The organism is Lactobacillus helsingborgensis, from assembly GCF_003173695.1.
GTDB classification, from domain to species: domain Bacteria; phylum Bacillota; class Bacilli; order Lactobacillales; family Lactobacillaceae; genus Lactobacillus; species Lactobacillus helsingborgensis.
The window spans coordinates 1,810,610-1,828,091 of the sequence record NZ_CP029544.1 but is presented as its reverse complement, the minus strand read 5'-3'; the positions used below and the strand labels follow the sequence as shown (position 1 = coordinate 1,828,091).

General features: G+C 36.0%; 17 protein-coding genes. 8 read left to right on the top strand and 9 right to left on the bottom strand.

Annotated elements, in window-relative coordinates; all coding sequences use genetic code 11:
• Positions 1-304: 304 nt before the first annotated feature.
• From DLD54_RS08650 to DLD54_RS08625, 6 genes are all read right to left on the bottom strand, one after another.
• On the bottom strand, positions 305-835 hold the full coding sequence (locus tag DLD54_RS08650; protein ID WP_370448324.1) for an Asp23/Gls24 family envelope stress response protein: 531 nt from the start codon (positions 833-835) through the stop codon (positions 305-307).
• Positions 836-850: 15 nt separating this feature from the next.
• Positions 851-1,033 (bottom strand): DUF2273 domain-containing protein, encoded by a 183-nt coding sequence (locus tag DLD54_RS08645; protein WP_109918964.1) that lies wholly within the window; start codon positions 1,031-1,033, stop codon positions 851-853.
• 11 nt (positions 1,034-1,044) lie between these two features.
• Positions 1,045-1,599 (bottom strand): alkaline shock response membrane anchor protein AmaP, encoded by a 555-nt coding sequence (amaP, locus tag DLD54_RS08640; protein ID WP_109918963.1) that lies wholly within the window; start codon positions 1,597-1,599, stop codon positions 1,045-1,047.
• A gap of 156 nt (positions 1,600-1,755) precedes the next feature.
• Positions 1,756-2,481, bottom strand: a complete 726-nt coding sequence (locus tag DLD54_RS08635; RefSeq protein ID WP_046327829.1) for a glucosamine-6-phosphate deaminase — start codon at positions 2,479-2,481, stop codon at positions 1,756-1,758.
• Between the two features lie 161 nt (positions 2,482-2,642).
• On the bottom strand, positions 2,643-4,988 hold the full coding sequence (locus tag DLD54_RS08630) for an ABC transporter ATP-binding protein/permease (RefSeq protein WP_109918962.1): 2,346 nt from the start codon (positions 4,986-4,988) through the stop codon (positions 2,643-2,645).
• A gap of 135 nt (positions 4,989-5,123) precedes the next feature.
• Positions 5,124-6,215 (bottom strand): YdcF family protein, encoded by a 1,092-nt coding sequence (locus DLD54_RS08625; RefSeq protein WP_370448323.1) that lies wholly within the window; start codon positions 6,213-6,215, stop codon positions 5,124-5,126.
• A 215-nt stretch (positions 6,216-6,430) separates the two neighbouring features.
• Here DLD54_RS08625 and DLD54_RS08620 point away from each other — a divergent pair, with 215 nt between their 5' ends.
• Complete coding sequence (locus tag DLD54_RS08620; protein WP_233559202.1) at positions 6,431-7,111, top strand: CPBP family intramembrane glutamic endopeptidase; 681 nt, start codon at positions 6,431-6,433, stop codon at positions 7,109-7,111.
• 72 nt (positions 7,112-7,183) lie between these two features.
• Here the strand turns inward: DLD54_RS08620 and DLD54_RS08615 are convergent, their stop codons facing one another.
• The 3 genes from DLD54_RS08615 to cbpB all read right to left on the bottom strand — a co-directional run bounded on the left by DLD54_RS08615 (position 7,184) and on the right by cbpB (position 10,510).
• Complete coding sequence (locus tag DLD54_RS08615; protein ID WP_109918960.1) at positions 7,184-9,055, bottom strand: heavy metal translocating P-type ATPase; 1,872 nt, start codon at positions 9,053-9,055, stop codon at positions 7,184-7,186.
• A gap of 120 nt (positions 9,056-9,175) precedes the next feature.
• The gene (locus tag DLD54_RS08610; protein WP_109918959.1) at positions 9,176-9,745 is read right to left on the bottom strand and encodes a hypothetical protein; all 570 of its coding nucleotides are present in this window, start codon (positions 9,743-9,745) and stop codon (positions 9,176-9,178) included.
• Between the two features lie 279 nt (positions 9,746-10,024).
• Positions 10,025-10,510, bottom strand: a complete 486-nt coding sequence (cbpB, locus tag DLD54_RS08605) for a cyclic-di-AMP-binding protein CbpB (protein WP_109918958.1) — start codon at positions 10,508-10,510, stop codon at positions 10,025-10,027.
• 571 nt (positions 10,511-11,081) lie between these two features.
• Here cbpB and DLD54_RS08600 point away from each other — a divergent pair.
• The 7 genes from DLD54_RS08600 to DLD54_RS08570 all read left to right on the top strand — a co-directional run bounded on the left by DLD54_RS08600 (position 11,082) and on the right by DLD54_RS08570 (position 16,982).
• Entirely contained in the window at positions 11,082-11,399 is a 318-nt protein-coding gene (locus DLD54_RS08600) for a hypothetical protein (RefSeq protein ID WP_109918957.1), read from the top strand.
• Between the two features lie 116 nt (positions 11,400-11,515).
• Positions 11,516-11,668 carry a teichoic acid D-Ala incorporation-associated protein DltX gene (locus DLD54_RS08595; protein WP_038524754.1) on the top strand — a complete coding sequence of 51 codons (153 nt, stop codon included), beginning with the start codon at positions 11,516-11,518 and terminating at the stop codon, positions 11,666-11,668.
• A 14-nt stretch (positions 11,669-11,682) separates the two neighbouring features.
• Entirely contained in the window at positions 11,683-13,197 is a 1,515-nt protein-coding gene (dltA, locus tag DLD54_RS08590) for a D-alanine--poly(phosphoribitol) ligase subunit DltA (protein WP_109918956.1), read from the top strand.
• Positions 13,197-14,441, top strand: a complete 1,245-nt coding sequence (gene dltB / locus DLD54_RS08585) for a D-alanyl-lipoteichoic acid biosynthesis protein DltB (RefSeq protein ID WP_109918955.1) — start codon at positions 13,197-13,199, stop codon at positions 14,439-14,441. Before dltA ends, dltB begins: the two co-directional genes overlap by 1 nt.
• Before the next feature lie 27 nt (positions 14,442-14,468).
• Positions 14,469-14,708 (top strand): D-alanine--poly(phosphoribitol) ligase subunit DltC, encoded by a 240-nt coding sequence (gene dltC, locus DLD54_RS08580; protein ID WP_038524744.1) that lies wholly within the window; start codon positions 14,469-14,471, stop codon positions 14,706-14,708.
• The gene (dltD, locus tag DLD54_RS08575; RefSeq protein WP_109918954.1) at positions 14,701-16,008 is read left to right on the top strand and encodes a D-alanyl-lipoteichoic acid biosynthesis protein DltD; all 1,308 of its coding nucleotides are present in this window, start codon (positions 14,701-14,703) and stop codon (positions 16,006-16,008) included. Before dltC ends, dltD begins: the two co-directional genes overlap by 8 nt.
• Entirely contained in the window at positions 16,008-16,982 is a 975-nt protein-coding gene (locus DLD54_RS08570; protein WP_109918953.1) for a serine hydrolase domain-containing protein, read from the top strand. Before dltD ends, DLD54_RS08570 begins: the two co-directional genes overlap by 1 nt.
• Positions 16,983-17,482: the final 500 nt, after the last annotated feature.

Sequence of the window (17,482 nt, the reverse complement as noted above, 5' to 3'; positions counted from 1 at the left end):
ATGAATTTGAGATAAACAATCCCTTAAGCCAATAAAAAGGCAGCGAGTTTTATTTGTCAGTGCTTTTGAACAAATATTGGCAAAGAAGTTAGACCTGAGAGAAAATTGAGCTATTGTTTATAATTTAATAATAGAGATAAAAAGAAGGTAAAGCAGTCAAATGATATGATACCCAAATTTGTCATAATTTTAGGGTTCACATCAAAATTGCACGTTACCTTCTTTTTCATAAGTTCATAGTTTATTTGTTCTCAGACACGCAATTTATAAATTAGCTTGTGCTTGCAGATTGAAATTATATTTATTATTTAACTCTAGATTCTTTAGATTCTTTCTTCTTTTCCTCAACTTTATCTTGAGCCTTGTCTTTTTGATCGCTCATTTTTTCCTTAGTGTCGTTAGCAGCACCGGTGATACGGTCCTGTAAGCTGACAGAATCTTTTTCATGCTGCTCTTTAGTTTTAATATCAACTACAGTAACGTTGACTTCGACTGTATCAAGACCGGTCATTTCTTTGACTTTTTCTTGGATCTTTTCTTTAATTTGATCATATAGTTTGGTAATGTCTACGCCATATTCTGCAACGATCTCAATATCAACGGCTACTTGCTTTTTGCCTACTTCAACATTTACACCTGAAGTGACGTCATCGCTATTAACTATTTTATCAGCAATATTTGAGAAAAAGCCGCCGTTAACTGTTAAAAGACCTTTAATGTCAGATAAGGCAATACCCACGATTTTTTGAATCACCTTTGAATCATATTTTAGATCGCCTTTAACTTCAGGTTTTGAACTTCCTTGATTTGAACTTGATTGTACCATATTGCATATACTCCTTATATTAAATTATTTATTCTGCAACATCTTTTTAAATATCGGCCAGTAATGACCAACTAAAAAGCCACAGACTAACATTACAATGACGAAAATAGTTTTGAAAAATCCCAGTACCAAAAAGCAAAATGCCAGTAACAAACCAATTACAGCACCGCTTATTTCTGGGAGGTATTTTTTATATTCTTCTTTCATCTTAACCTCCTTTATTGAACGCGCTTCTCAGGTTTAGCCCCTTTGTGATAATTGGTAAACTTGATGTTAATTTTTGGCTTTTGTTCAATTCCCAGCAACTGCTTTAGATTCTTTTTCAATTCTTCAAGGTATTCATCAAGTAGAGCAGAAATGTTTTCACCTGCACCAAGGTCACCGCCAATTTTGATTTTAATATGGCGTTTTGTTAACTTGGAACTAACTTTAGCATTATTTAGGTAAGGTAAATCAACAAGTGAATTCATTACAAAGCTGTTGATAGCTTTTGAGGTGACTTTAACTTGACCATCACGTTTGTGAATTAGATTAAAGTATCTTTGGACTGGCCAGAATAGGATGACAAATAAACTGATAATTAGTATTATAAAGATAATTGCACTAATACCAATTAAGTACCATGTAAAGATGGGATTAAGAGAACCTAAATGCGGTAATTTAATCCTTAAATATTTTTGCCAAAAACTGCTGGTTTCCCATAATAGGTAAACGGGAATTGGTAGCAATAATATTATGCATAGTACTAATAGCCATTTCTTAATTCTTTTCAACTTATCACCATCCTCTCAGTGTTCACCTTAATAATAATACTGATTATTTTAACAGACTAACAATATGCTCCATATATATACATTAACAGTTTGCGCTTTTTTACACACAAAAAGCGGTGCCGTAAAGCACCGCCTTTATTTGCAAAAACGAACTGATTATTTTTGATATTTAGCACTTAACTTGCTTGCTGCAGCCTGATCAACAATTACAGTGACATTTTGATGTTGTTGCAAAACTGAAGCAGGTACATCTTCTGTTACTGGGCCTTCAACCATTTTAGCCACAGCATCAGCTTTATTGTCGCCAAATGCCATTACCACAATTTCTTTTGCAGACATAATGTTAGCTATTCCCATACAGATTGCAGTCTTTGGCACATCATCAATGTTATCAAAGAAACGTGAGTTAGCTTTAATAGTATTGTCTGTCAGTTTTACTTCATGGGTAACGGAATCAAATGATGTTCCTGGTTCATTAAAGGCAATATGTCCATTTCTACCAATGCCCAATAACTGGATATCAATTGGATTCTCTGCAATTATCTTGTTGTAATCGTCTGAAGCTCCTTCAGGATCCTTGATTGCTTTAATACCATCTGGTACATAAGTCTTCTTAAATGGCTTTTCATTGAATAAGTATTTTTGCATAAAGTAATGGTAGCTTTGGTCATTGTCAGGAGCTAAACCAACATATTCATCAAGGTTGATGCTGGTTAGGTTACTCGTATCCATGTCGCTCTTAACCCATTCTTGGTATAAAGCAACAGGAGTAGAGCCAGTTGCTAAGCCAATAACTTTGGCACCATTAGCGATACTTTTTTCAAAAATTTCAAAGCCCTTTTTACTACCATTAGACTTGTCACTTGTAATAATTACTTTCATTTTATTTACGCCTCCATGTTTGTTACCTTAATTATAAATTGGTATATGCCAATTTGTCAACTGGTATAAAGTGCATTAATTACTATTTTTTAAATATAAAAAGAGTTCAATTAATGTTACATGTGAAACACACGTTAATTGAACTCATTAGTAATTATTAATTATTCACTTCTCAATGCAATTGCTGCATCCTTTTTAGCTGCCATACGTGCAGGCAAATGTCCACCAATCATTGTCAAAATAGTGGAAATAATAACTAATACCACTGCGTGCACCGGATTTAGCTGTGCAACATTAGATAGGTCCGTAATGGAGTAGAGAACAGAGTTAATCGGGAATACCAGCAGCCAGGCAATGAATACGCCTAACACGCCGGAAAAGATGCCTAATATAAATGTTTCTGCATCAAAGACACGGGTGATATCTTTTTTGCGTGCACCTAAGGCCTTCAAAATACCAATTTCTTTGGTTCTTTCCAAAACAGAAGTATAAGTTAAAATTCCAATCATGATCATTGAGGTTACTAAAGAAATAGCGGCAAAAGCAACTAAGACGGTAGTAATACCATTTAGCAAACCGCCAGTCATTGAAGTTACAGCACTTGACATGTCAGTATAGATAATTTTATCTTGTTTCTTTTTGCCCTTGTTCCACTTATCTAAATAATCAAGTACTTTGTCTTTAGCATCAAAGTCGTTAGGATAAATCATGATACTGGTTGGAATAGTGGAGCCACCAATTGACTGCATCATTTGCTTCTTTTCCCGTGAATTCATATTTTGACCAGTCATCACATTTTGAGTGGTTTTCTTTTGTGCTTTTACTATTGCTGAATTCTTATTTTCCTTAATAATATTTTGTGCCAGCTGATCACTGTAAGCAATTCCAGAGGATAAAAGAGCCATCGAATTTTCGTTTTTAGGTCGGATGACACCAACAATTCGGAGAGTAGTTTTACTATTCTCATACATAGAATTGCTTACTTTTTGCGGTATGAACATTCCAGTAGGCAGTTTTTGGTAATAATCATCGTTAGCAACAATTTTAAATTTTTGCCCAACTAGCTTCTGGTATTTTAACCTTTCTCCTGTTTTAACTTTTAAACCAAGGTTTTTAAGGATGTTAATATTTAGCTTGTTTTTGTTGTCAGTCACTAAAACCAGGTCAGTGGACTTATCTGGCCAAGCACCAGACAATAATTGGTAATTTTCTTTTAAAAAATTGTTTTTGCTTTTTCTTAGAGTAGTAGGAAAGACGGAAGAGCCCAGACCAGTGGCACTAATTGCCTGCATGCGCATCTGAGCAGCAGCCTGTGAGCCGTTTGAATCAGCGGAGATTGGCGAAAATTGCACAGGCTTAACTTTGTGGTTTTTACGCGTTAAGATATTTAAATTAACGCCGCGCTGATATGAAATGCTGTTGGCATAATTAGGATTGATCTTTTTAACGTAATTAACGTATTTTTGATCAATTTTGTTTTGGTGAGTTGACTCTTGCAGCCTATCTTTTTCAATTGTGATATAGCCGTGATTTTTGACATTTTTATCAGATTCATTGCGGTCTTGCACACTGCTGGCATCCGTAGCAGTTTGATTGATGGTAACGGGATATTTAGCCAGTGCTTTGCTCATCGTCGTGTCAATCTGTTTTTGAAAACCATTAGACAAAGCTAATACAACTGCAATGGAAATAATGCCGATACTTGAAGCAAAGGCGGTTAAGGTGGTTCTACCTTTTTTGGTCATGATATTGGTAAAGCTTAATTTAATAGCATTCCAATAGGACATTTTTGTCCGCTTTAATTTAAAAGTATCTTTTTCTTTTTCAGGAGTGAAGGGGTTGGAATCATTTAAAATTTTGCCGTCTTTAAAATTGACGATTCTGGTTGCATATTCTTGAGCGAGCTCGGAATTATGGGTAACCATAACTACTAGGCGGTCTTTTGACAACTCTTTGATTAATTTCATGATTTGCTCAGAAGTTATGGTGTCAAGAGCACCCGTAGGCTCATCGCAAAGCAGAATATCAGGATCGTTTGCTAAAGCACGGGCGATAGCAACCCTTTGCATTTGTCCACCAGAAAGCTGGTTAGGGTTTTTAGAAATATGATCCTTTAATCCAACTTGCGTTAAGGCATTGACTGCCCGCTGATGTCTTTCCGCAGCTGAAACGCCAGACAGATTCATTCCTAATTCGACGTTAGCAATGATTGATAAATGTGAAATCAGATTATAATTTTGAAAAACAAAACCAACGGAATTGTTCCGGTAAGCATCCCAATCTGTTTCTTTAAAATTCTTAGTGGATTTACCATTGATAACTAGATCACCACTATCATAGCGATCGAGTCCGCCCACAACGTTTAAGAGCGTTGTTTTACCAGAACCACTAGGTCCTAATATTGCGACGAATTCCTGGTTACGAAAAGATATAGAAACATCGTCAAGTGCATGGGTGACGGTATCACCGACATGATATGATTTACGTAAATCTTTTAACTGCAGCATGTCTTTTTCTCTTTCTTTTTAATAATTAATTAATAAGAGATAGTTTAACATTTATAAAATCGCAAAGCCAAAAGAAGTTGTTTTTAAGACCAAACTTTATTTTTTTAATGATAATAATTCTGCTAATTAAATTTTTTAATGAATAAGACCAGTTAAATCAAATAAAGCGTAAATAATGAAGAAGAGAATAATTAAGAGGATGGCAACAATGTGCCTTTTCTTTTTTAAGAGTAAAACTGCCGCAAACTCGCGCACAATAGCATTAGGTAGAAAATAGAAACGAGTATAGCAGCCTACGCCATTTGCGTTTAAACCTGCTGCTTTAGCATAAAGAGAAGCCCTGAAAATGTGATAGTTATTACTGAAAAACTTAGCTCTATAGTCTTTACTACCAAAATCTTTTGCTGCCACTTGGGCAGAAAATTTCATGTTTTGGAAAGTATTTTTGGAACGATCTTCAAGTAAGATTTGGTTAGGCTCAATTCCCCTTGCGATAGCATATTCGGTCATAGCTTGAGCTTCAGAAACTTTTTCATCTCCGCCTTTACCACCGGACATGATCAGTTTAGGCATTTTTCTTCCCTTAGTAACTTGCTTTTGAGCATATTCAATGGCGCGATTAATGCGACTTGCTAATAATGGTGTAACAGTTTCACCGTGTGAAAGTCCTGCTCCTAAGACAATTAGGTAGTCTTGATCATACTGCCTCGGTACAATTTGATAAAGCGTGAGATTGACTAAAAAATCATAGGCAACAAAAAGTAAATAATCTAAGACACCAGTAGGGGCATACAACAGAATTCTTACCCAAGAAGGCAGATTTCTAAAGGGACCAATCAATGCAATGAGCCAAATAACTATTATTCCGATACCAATAAATAAAGTTAAAAGGTTAGATAGAGTATGACTTTCCCTTTTCCATACAATGTAGGCATTCCACAAGAAAAACAGCCATGAAAAAGCCGCCATCAAAGTTATTACCGCTATAAACAGCACTATTATAATTTCATAAGCTAATATGAGCGGCCGAATACTGGTAGATAAAATCATCACTGTCAGCCAAACACCCAGCATCAGTAAAAAAATGGTAAATAAAATGCCATTAAGTAATCTGCGTGGTTCTTTTAACCATGAAATTAAAAAGACTGCAAAAGATGTCAGCATAATAAGCGATAGAATTATAAAAGAGCGGTTCTGGTTTAATATTTCAAAAATTCTGATCATAATATCCTACCTTAGATGTTAAAACTAAGTCTATTATAATAAAGATGAATAAAAAGTCCTAGTAAATTAAAATATGATAAAATAATAAAGTTATTTCCCGGGAAATAATCTAGTAGGCAATATTTTGTTTCAAACTGGTTTTAATGAATTAGTAGCACATGCCACGGAAACTTGCTGGTAGCTGACTATTCTGATTTTAATATGAAAAGGGTGTAAACATGATGAAGAAAATTTTTTATTTCTTAGGCAATATAATTACTATGATTGCTGCTTTTATAATCTACAGCTTCGTACAACAATTTTACTTTTACCCTTTTAAATTAAAAAAAAGACTGGGATTAACTAGTTCTTCTTTTGTTATTCTGGTACTGGCAATTACAATTATAACTTTGTTATTAATCTTTTTCCTGTATCGCATGCAATTAAAGCAAAGTAACAAATGGAACTACAATAGCAGGCCACACTGGCATTTCAAGAAAATATTGATTGCCCTTTTAGGAACATTCATGCTGATTATTGCTAGTGCGGTCGTTCAGTTTGCTTTGGGACTAGGTCTTGAACAAACTTCCACCAATCAAAATTTGCTTGATCAAATTTCCCATCAGTCAGGTTATTTCTATCCGGTAATGGTTATTATAGTGGGACCGATGTTTGAGGAACTCATCTTTCGGGGATTATTCTTTAATACTTTCTTTAAAGAAAATAACAAATTAAATAAGTGGCTGGGGATAATTCTAAGTGGTTTTATTTTTGGCTATGTTCATGATCCCGGACTAACTAAATACATATTAGTTTATTGGGCATTAGGCTGTGTATTAGCATGGGTCTACACAACCACCAGGGATCTGCGCTATTCAATGCTGTCGCACATGCTTTTTAATTCACTGGGTTTTGTATAAAAAAGCCTGATAAGTTTGCATCAGATATTAAATGCAATTTATCAGGCTTTTTAGTTGAAAAAATTTTAAAGTTTACTTAGAGGCTTTAATGCCGGTTTGTGCAGGATTTTTGGGAGTGGTTTTTGCTAATAGCGCAAGGCTGATCGAAATCATATCAACAACTTCCTGTAGAATTGCTCCCCAAAAGGCAGGAATAATACCGGTAAAAGCAATCAATTCGATGATAACTACTATCGTAATAGCGGTTAAAACATCAATGTTAGCAACTTTCATAGTATGCTTGGATATTGCCACTGCATCATTAATTTTTGATAAATCATTAACCATAATGATGGCGTCCGCACTTTCACTGGCAGCAGAAGCGCCTTTTGCCCCCATAGCAATACCAACATCAGCAGCTGACAAACTAGGTGCATCGTTGATACCATCACCCGTCATTACTACGGGTCTATCTTCATTTTTAACATCTCTAATAGCAGCAATTTTTTCTGCTGGTAATAAGTCGTAACGGATATCAGTAACACCTACAGACTGACCAATTTTATCAGCGACATCTTTATGATCACCGGTTAGCATCATGATATGAGCACCGCTTTGACGTTTCAAGCGTGCTATTGTTTCTGCACTTTCCGGACGAACTTGATCTTTAAAGGTAATGCAACCAGCATATTTGTTGTCAATGGAAATGTAAACAGCAGTAGCGTTAATCGGAGCAGTTGTCGTTTCAGGGCTAACATATTGTAATTTACCAACTTTAACTAAATGATTTTCTACCGTACCACTAATTCCTTGTCCGGTAGCTTCTTTGATATCTGTTGCAGGCTTTAAAAGCTTTTTATCAGCCACATTTACTAATGAATTGGCAATAATGTGGCTAGACTGTTGTTCTACACTTGTAGCATAGCTTTGCAAAGTTTCAGGACTAAAAGCAGCACCCTTATTTGCTGGAATGATTTTATCAATTACCAGCTGGTTTTCTGTTAGTGTGCCAGTTTTGTCAAACGCAAATGTTTTAGCCGTAGCTAATTTTTCTAAAGTAGGTCCAGACTTAACTATGATGTGGTGTTTTGACATTGAGCTCATGCCTGATACTAAGGCTACAGGTGCAGCTATTAATAAAGGACAAGGCGAGGCAACAACCATAACTTCTGCAAAGTTAACAGGATTGCCAGAGTGAATCCAGGCAGCAATTCCGATTACCAAGGAAATAATAGTAAAAGGCACAGCGTAACGGTCAGCCATTTTAACAAATTTTGCTGGTTGTGCTTGTGAAGATTCAACTAGTGAAACAATTGTTTGATATTCTGAATCACTGGCTTTTTTAGTAACGGTCATTTCTACCGCAACACTACCATTAATTGAGCCTGACATGAGCTCATCACCAATTTTTTTATTAACAGGTACTGATTCTCCTGTTAATGATGACTGGTCAAAACTTGATTCTCCGCTAACTACTTTACCATCAACTGGAACTTGTTCACCCGGCTTAATCAGAACGTGATCACCAATTGTTAACTGGTCAACATCAACAGAAACCAATTCTTTATTAACTATTTTATTGGCAATTGTTGGAGAATTGCTTAAAAGGGAGCGCAATTCTTTATCTGCTTGACCAGTGGCATAATCTTCCAGTGTTTGACCACCCGTCATCATGACCAAGATCATCCATTCGGCCCAAATATCTCCAATTAGTATTGTAGAAACGACAGCAATCACGGCTAAAATGTCAACACCATAACGCCCTGACTTAAAGTCGCTAGCAATTTCACATAATAAAGAAATTGCCATCATAATACCGATAATATCAATCAAAATTGCTTGAATGGGGAACTGTAAACTGCCTAACTGAAACAGGCTTTTTGCTTTCAAACCAAATTGGCAAAACAAACCAATAATTCCAACGACTAACACCAGGATAAATTTCCATTGACGTTTTAAACTCATTAATTGCTTCCTCCTAAAACAGTATAATTTTTATTTTAACACTAATTTAGAATAAGTCTAAATTAGAATATAATTTTTAGCATAAAAAAAGAAGGTGGAGAACTAAACACCTTCATTAATTTAATAATCTTTAAGTTTAATAATCTTATTGAATTGCTTACTTTGTTTATTTTGTTTTGAGTTAGTTTCAAGATGAAGATTTTTTGAAGATTTTTTATCGTCATCATTTATTGGGGTGATTTGAAAGATTTTTGTTCTCCCGATTGAATCAATTATGTCAGAAGAAGACATGGTAATAAAGTTGTCATTATCGCCGTAGTCATCGGTTTCAGCAAAGTAGTGGTTAATTTTCTCTATTCCTTTTTCCGAAAAGTGTTCTTCACGTGCCAAGTCTAGCAAAAGAGCATGCAACCGGGTAGCTGATACTAATTCATGCTGCAAGATCATAAAGATCCAAGAAAAGTTTGAATCCACTGATTTGAATCTTTTACTTACCTTATCTCTATAAAAAGCCTCAGTAATTTTTGTTACTTCATCCATATTTTTTGAATTTGCGGTCAGTTTTTTTAGCTGAGCAACCAATTCAGACCGCTCTTTTAACGATAATTCTTGACCATTAGGATAAGTCCAGTTTTTAATAATTGCGCTTACCAAAAAAGTTAGTTGCTCAGAAATCATTTTACTTGCCATATTAGTGTTCTTCTTTTCCAAATACTTTAGGATTACCAATAAAACTTATTAACTAATTTAGCAAAGTGTTATTTATTTCCTAATAAAAATTAAGAATATTTGTAATTGTGTATATATTTAAAAATACATACAAAAATTGATTGAAATTTTAATATCATATCAACCAAATAGCCATATAAGGAAATAACAACACGTTGTTCCCTGCTACTTTTTATTATAGTCTAGTTTAGAATAAAGTACACTAAAAAGTAATAAATAATCATAAATTAACAGTATATTTTATAATTGTTTGCTTTTATTAATAGGAGTAACTTGATACTTGCTTTCAAAATTGTGGGCAATGTAATTAAAAGCCTTAATCCATTCTCTTCGAGTTAGCAGCCCCTGAAAAACGCCATAATCATCAACAACGGGTAGAAAGGCGTTGTTAACAAGTAAGTGCAATTGTGTTTCTAAAGTCGTTTGCACGAAGTTAATTTTGTCAAATTTTGTCTGCATGACATCGCGCACTTGCAATTTATTTAGTGGTTCAAGTGAGATGCTGTCTGTTTCCATCATTTTATCTGTAATCATTGCCAAACTTAAAAGTCCAACAACACGGCTTTGACGGTCAAGAACCGGAATTTTTGAATATTTGACACGCGTCAGAATCATAAATGCGTGATATAAGGGATTGTCGTCTTCAACAAAAGCGATGCGAGAGGCAGGAATAATGAAAGAACCTGATTTTTCTTCCAATAAGTGTTTGATTGTGGGTGAAAACATTAAATATAAACCTTTCATCATGAAAAATAATAATTGTTCAAATTTAATCCTATAACAAAGAAAAAAGGCCCGCAAGATCTGCGAGCCTGTTAGTTTTCATCTACTTTGAAGGAGTAAGAATGAATGAAATAAAAAAGTGGGAGTATGTAGTAAGTTTTGCTATCGCTTACTACATAAAAAATAATATCTCTAAAATATGAAGTTAAGTTAGAAAATCTCTTATAAAAGAGTAAAGAATTTCTTTAGAACTGTTTAAGACCATAGAAAAACTCACGTAACGCACGTGAGTCGAAAGGGATAGATATGAAAATGACCTGTAAAGTCATTTCGGTTTTTTCATTATTATACTTGGAGGAGTATGAATGAAAAACAAAAAGTTGAGTGTGATATAAGAAAAAAGCAAATGTTTCCTATATCACATTTTCAGTATAACTATAAAATGTGAAAAAAGTATGACGAAAGTAGGAAAAATGCAAATTTTAGATTACTGCAAAATTGTTTGTTACAAGTCTCATTGCTATAATTGGACTTACTTTATTTCAAATAATAGAATTAAAGCCTAAGGAGAAATATGAAAAAGCAAGATTACCGTAAAAAAATTACTTTCTGGTTACGTTTTTCAGGTTGGTTTTGTTTACTACCAGCATCCAACTTATTATTGTTCTACCAGCGAATTGGTCAAAGTCCCTTGAGATATCTCTTTTTAGCGGAACTGGTTTTCACAATTTTGTTTGCGGTCTATATTCTGACCACTGCGTTAAGTGAGCGCTGGCTCAAAGAAAAAAATATTTTTATTCTGATAATTATCGCATTGTTATTTGGACCGATTATTGTGGCAATTCCGCTAGGTTTTGCATATCACGCTTGCCGTAAACTGAATAGCGAATAGTATTAGGAAAATATTTAAATTTGGTAAAAGTTGATGACGATTTTTTTAGTTGGAAATCTTTAGTAGTACTATATTCGATAGTACATTTTATTGATATTTGAAAGAGATCTGAAATTATGGCTAAAAAAGAAAAAACTGATTCACGTGGTAAACGTGTGGGTAAGTTTATTTTGACGACAATTATCTATTGCGTCATTTTACTGGTACTAATTTATTTGTATCAATACAGCGGCCTTACTTCCGTTCACTTTATTTATAATGAATTTTAAGATGGTACGTTAATATGATTAAAAATGTAATTGAAAAAATTGATGAAGTTGCCCAAAAAGAACCTGAGCGTATAGCCTATGATTATTTGGGTAAAACCAATACCTATGGTGATTTAAAAAAGCGTTCAGATGAGTGGGCACATAAAATTGCCAATTTAGGTCTTTCGCCCCAAAGCCCAGTTATGATCTGGGGCGGCCAAGACTTCGAAATTGTTGCCAGTTTTTTGGGTTGTGTCAAGTCGGGGCATGCTTATATTCCCATTGCCAGTTACTCTAATGCTGAACGGATAGTTATGATCCAAGAGGTTTCCCGCGCTGAAGCGCTTTTAGCGATTGACGATCTGCCTGAAATTGATTTACCACCTATTAAAGTAGTGCATTCTGCTGATGTAGAAAAAGGAGACTTTGAATCTGACCCTGCGAACTTTGTTCAAGGTGATGACAACTTCTACATCATTTTTACTTCAGGCACCAGTGGCAAGCCTAAAGGGGTGCAAATTAGTCATAATAATCTGCTTAGCTTTATCAATTGGGAAATGACGGATTTTGCTCTGCCAGAGCATCCAGCATTTTTATCCCAAGCGCCATATTCATTTGATCTTTCAGTTATGAGTCTTTATCCCGCTTTAGTTGGAGCAGGGAAGTTAGTTGCTCTGCCACATGAAGTCACGCAAAATTTTGCCCAGCTGTTTCAGACGCTGCCCAATTTGCAATTTAACGTCTGGGTTTCGACACCTTCATTTGCGCAAATGTGTTTTCTGGATAAAACTTTTGACGAAAAGCACCATCCAAACCTGACTCATTTTATGTTTTGCGGTGAAGAATTGCCACATAACGAAGTGGTAATGTTAAAAAAGAAATTTCCCCAGACGCGTATTTTTAACACTTACGGGCCAACTGAAACTACGGTCGCAGTCACTCAAGTAGAAATTACTGATGCTGTTTTAAAAAAATATGACCGTCTGCCTATAGGCAAAGTTAAAGCTGATACCAAAATTACCATTGATAAAACTAAGGGTGATCAACCTGATGAAGGCGAGATTATCATTACCGGACCAAGTACTTCGAAGGGTTATATGAATAATCCTGCAAAAACTGCTAAGGCTTTCTTTAAAAAACCGGGTGATCAATATCTGAGTCATCGTTCAGGTGATGAGGGTTTCTTTGATCACGACATGCTCTTTTATCGGGGCAGGATTGATTTTCAGATCAAGTTTAACGGCTACCGTATTGAACTGGAAGAAATTAACCATTATATCGGGATGAATAAGTTGGTTGATCACGGAGTAGCCGCACCTAAATACAACCAAGATCATACGGTCAAGCAAATCGTCGCCGAAATTAAGCTGAAAGATGGTGTGAAAGACCGCTATTCTGAAGCAGAAATCACTAAGATGATTAGAGCAGATTTGACTAAAAATCTGATGCCGTACATGATTCCGCAGCGCTATGTTTACCGTGAAACATTACCTGTCTCCCAAAATGGTAAGGTTGATATTAAAGCGGTTATCAAGGAGGTTAACGAGTAGTGAATTTTAATTTCATTAACTTGCAGCCGTACTCTAATCCGCATTACTTTGTGTATTTGTTGATTGGTTTAATTCCAATCATTATTGGGCTGTATTGGGGACGCCGCTTAAAAATCTATGAAGTTGTGTTCTCATTAGTTTTTCTTTTTCTTATTTTTGATGCGGAAAAGTGGCAACAGGGTGTTAGTTTGATTATTTACGTTCTGTTTCAGTTGCTAGTCACCTACGGCTACCTTTATTATCGGAGGCGTAAAAATAGTCAAAATAAAACCTGGGTTTTCTATCTGGCCGTCATTTTAGCAATTGTGCCTCTGATTTTAGTTAAAGTGCAAACTGCTTTTCCGCAAGCTAAGATACCCGGCGTTTTGGCATTTTTGGGCATCTCTTACCTAACTTTTAAGACTGTTCAAGTTGTAATGGAGGTCCGCGATGGTGCCATTAAAGAGCTTAATCTCGGAACGTATCTACGCTTTCTCTTATTCTTTCCCACTATTTCATCGGGCCCAATTGATCGCTACCGTAGGTTTGCTAAGGAATGTGATATGGCTCCTAAACGCAGCGAATATCTAAACGATTTAGAACTAGCGACACGTTATTTGTTTCAAGGCTTCTTATATAAATTTGTCTTGGGCTGGTTCTTTGGTACCCACTGGCTACCTAGAATTACGCGAGCAGCAATGATAACAGGTACGGCTAATGGTGGTTTGAAACTGTCGTGGTGGGTAGTCGCCTACATGTACTGCTACAGTATGTATTTATTCTTTGACTTTGCGGGCTATTCCTTGTTTGCCGTGTCGATTTCCTATTTTATGGGCATTCACACTCCAATGAACTTTAATAAGCCGTTTATTGCGCAAAACATCAAAGAATTCTGGAATCGTTGGCACATGACCTTGTCCTTCTGGTTCCGCGACTACATCTATATGCGGTTTACCTTCTTTGCGATGAAGAAAAAGCTGTTCAAAAATCCCGTTAGACTATCTCAAGCAGCTTATCTGTTATTATTCTTAGTGATGGGCTTCTGGCATGGGTTAACCTGGTACTACATTGTTTACGGCTTATTCCATGCTTTCGCTATCATCATCAATGATTGTTGGTTGCGGTTTAAAAAGAAGCACAAAGATAAATTGCCATCGAACAAATATACGAAATGGCTGGCAATTTTTGTTACTTTTAATGTTGTTTGTTTCAGTTTCCTGATTTTTTCAGGGTTCCTCAGTCAATTATGGTTTGGCTGGAAATAAGCAGTGAATTATTAAGGAGTTTTTATCATGGATACCAAAAAAGAAGTTTTAGCAATTTTACAAGATTTAACTGGTGAAGATTTAACAGACAGAATGGATGAAAATATTTTTGCCAATGGTTTAATGGATTCAATGGCCAGTGTGCAAATGTTGTTAAATTTGCAGGAAAAATTCCAAATTGATGTACCTGTTTCTGAATTTGACAGAAATGAATGGGACACGCCTAATAAAATTGTGGCAAAGGTGGAAAATTTAGAAAATGAGTAACAAACGCCGGCTGTGGCAGATTTTTGGCCCGGTACTTTGCGCTGCAGTCCTGTTACTGGTCATCTTTTTATTGCCGTGGGAGCGGACTTTTTCGCAAGGTGCGATCTATCAAGCTGCGAATTCGCAGACCACGACCATTTTTAAGGGCTCCTTAATGAAACAAGATGCTTATAAAGAGGGTTATGTGCCTTTTTATGGTTCAAGTGAATTGTCCCGGCTTGATCCGCTGCATCCCAGTGTAATTGCGCAAAAATATCACCGCAATTACCGGCCATTTTTGTTAGGCGGGCCAGGCAGTCAATCCTTAGCGCACTTTTTGGAAATGCAGAGCACGCCCGAGCAGCTTAAGGGCAAAAAGGCCGTGGTTATTGTTTCACCGCAATGGTTTACCAAGATGGGGCAAAATCCCGATGCCTTCGCGCTGTATTATTCACCACTACAAGCCTGTAATTTTCTGTTAGAGATTAAAAAAGATACACCGACAAACCGTTATGCAGCTAAGCGTTTCTTGCAAATGCCAGAAGTGAATAGTTTTGTCAGGCAGGGGATGAAAAGAGTTGCTCACGGGCAAAAGCTAACCGGTTTTCAACGTTTTTATCTCGAAAACCAGCGGCGCATACTTAACAATGAAGATAAGTTTTTCAGTACCTTTCAGTTGCGTGACCGTATCAAAAAAATTAACGATCGGGCCAAGCTGCTACCAGCTACCTATTCAGTTAAAGCTTTAAATGAAGTGGCAAGTGAGCAGGCTGCTATAAACACCAATTCTAATAACTTTGGTATTAATAATCGTTTTTATAAGAAGCGCTTAAATAAGAGAGTACTAGCTAAATTAAAAAATAGTCAGCGTCATTTTAATTACACTAAATCGGTGGAATACAGCGATTTCGAGTTGATGTTACACCAGTTTGCCAATCAGCATACCAATGTGTTGTTCATTATCCCGCCGATTAATGAAAAATGGTCTAATTATACGGGCTTATCCCAGAAGATGTACCAAAAGGCCGTTTCTAAAATTAAATACCAGCTGGCGAGCCAAGGTTTTGATAACGTCACTGACTTATCCAAACGTGGTGGTGAACAGTATTTCATGGAGGATACTATTCATATAGGTTGGCGCGGCTGGGTAGCTGTTGACCAGGCAGTAAAGCCGTTTATGGCGCAAAGTGATCTGCCACGTAATTATAATATCCATAATTACTTTTACAGTCGCAAATGGCAGAATAAGCCATATCAGATTAGTTTAACTAATGAAAATCCATTAAAAAGCAATTCAAAAGAATCTTTAAAAGGCAAGTAGTGCGCCAGCAAGTTGATGCCCTGGGAATTAAAGGCTCAATTCTAGTCATTAAAAATGGCAAAATTATGCTTAACTATGCTTTAGGCAATAATACTGACACTAGTTATTTAATCAATTCTGTGCAGAAGTCTATGACTGCTGCAATCGTTATGCGTTTGGTACAAGAAGGCAAGTTAAGCTTGCAGGATAAGCTTAGTCAATTTTATCCGCAAATTCCGGGCGCGAATAAGGTTAAAATAAAAAACCTGCTGGCAATGACAGCAGGACTGGATCTTAAGCCGGGAACAAAGTTAGGGCGTAAGCATTTTATCTCAGATAATGATAATATTCGTTGTGATGCGGCTAAAACTATTTTTGAGCCACGTCTATTGAATAAATGGCACTATAGTTCACTCAACTATGTGTATCTCTGCGGAATTGCCAGTCAGATTACTAAAAAAAGTTATGAACGGCTATTTCGTCAAACTTATGTTAAACCTTTAAGGCTGAGACAGACCGAGTTTTTATGGTCTAAACCGGGAAAAATAATTGCCAGTCACCTAGTACCGGGAATGATTTACCGCAAGGGTCGTTATGATGTGGTTAAGCATAAGGCTGCTTTAAAAGATGCCCATAATGAATTGGGTGCAGGATCGGTAGTGATGTCTAATCATGATTTGGCCAAAGTAATTCATTATCTCCTGGTGGGCAAATTACTGACTAAAAAGAGTCGTATGCTGCTATATCGGGCCGGACCACCTGCTTATTATAATGGCGGTTTTTATAATAATAATAAGCTGCAAACTAAAACAGCTAACGGTGCTGGGCAGGGATATTATACTTTCATGCGCAGCAGTAATAATGCTCAAACAATATTAATTATTCAGTCAAATAAAACCCGTGAAGGCGAGTTTGACCAGCTAAAAGGGCAAATCAATCAAATTATGCTAGAACTGCTTGGCCGTAAGGCTAGAAGTGCAAATATGTTTGGTTAAAACTTGTTTTTTATATAATTGCATGCTAAAATTCTGTTGTGTCGCCATAGGAAAGTAATCATTTTCTCCGGTAGCGAAAATGTAAATTTCTTTAATGTGGTCAGTAATGACGGCACAAACACTGTGTGAGCTTAGTTCCGATGTTGGTGGAACTAGGCTTTTTGTATGCCTCAAAATATTGATAAATAAAGTCATAATATTTTTTTAAAGTAAAGACGCAGTTTTAGCAGCACTCTGCAACGTGAAATGTGCAGCTATACTAGCCGTAAATACTGGGAGTTGTGAAGATTGGCTCCCAAGCCAAAACAAACTGCAGATATTAATCATGCAGGTAAAAAACTCGTTAGCCTAAAGCAACCAGCATAAAAAGCATATAGATAAAGATAATGAATAAAAATTAGTTTTTATAATGTGGGTATTAAATCAATACAGACATAGTATTAGCATAGATTAAATGCTGATAAATCTATGCTTTTTGGTATATTTTTTGCTAAATATTA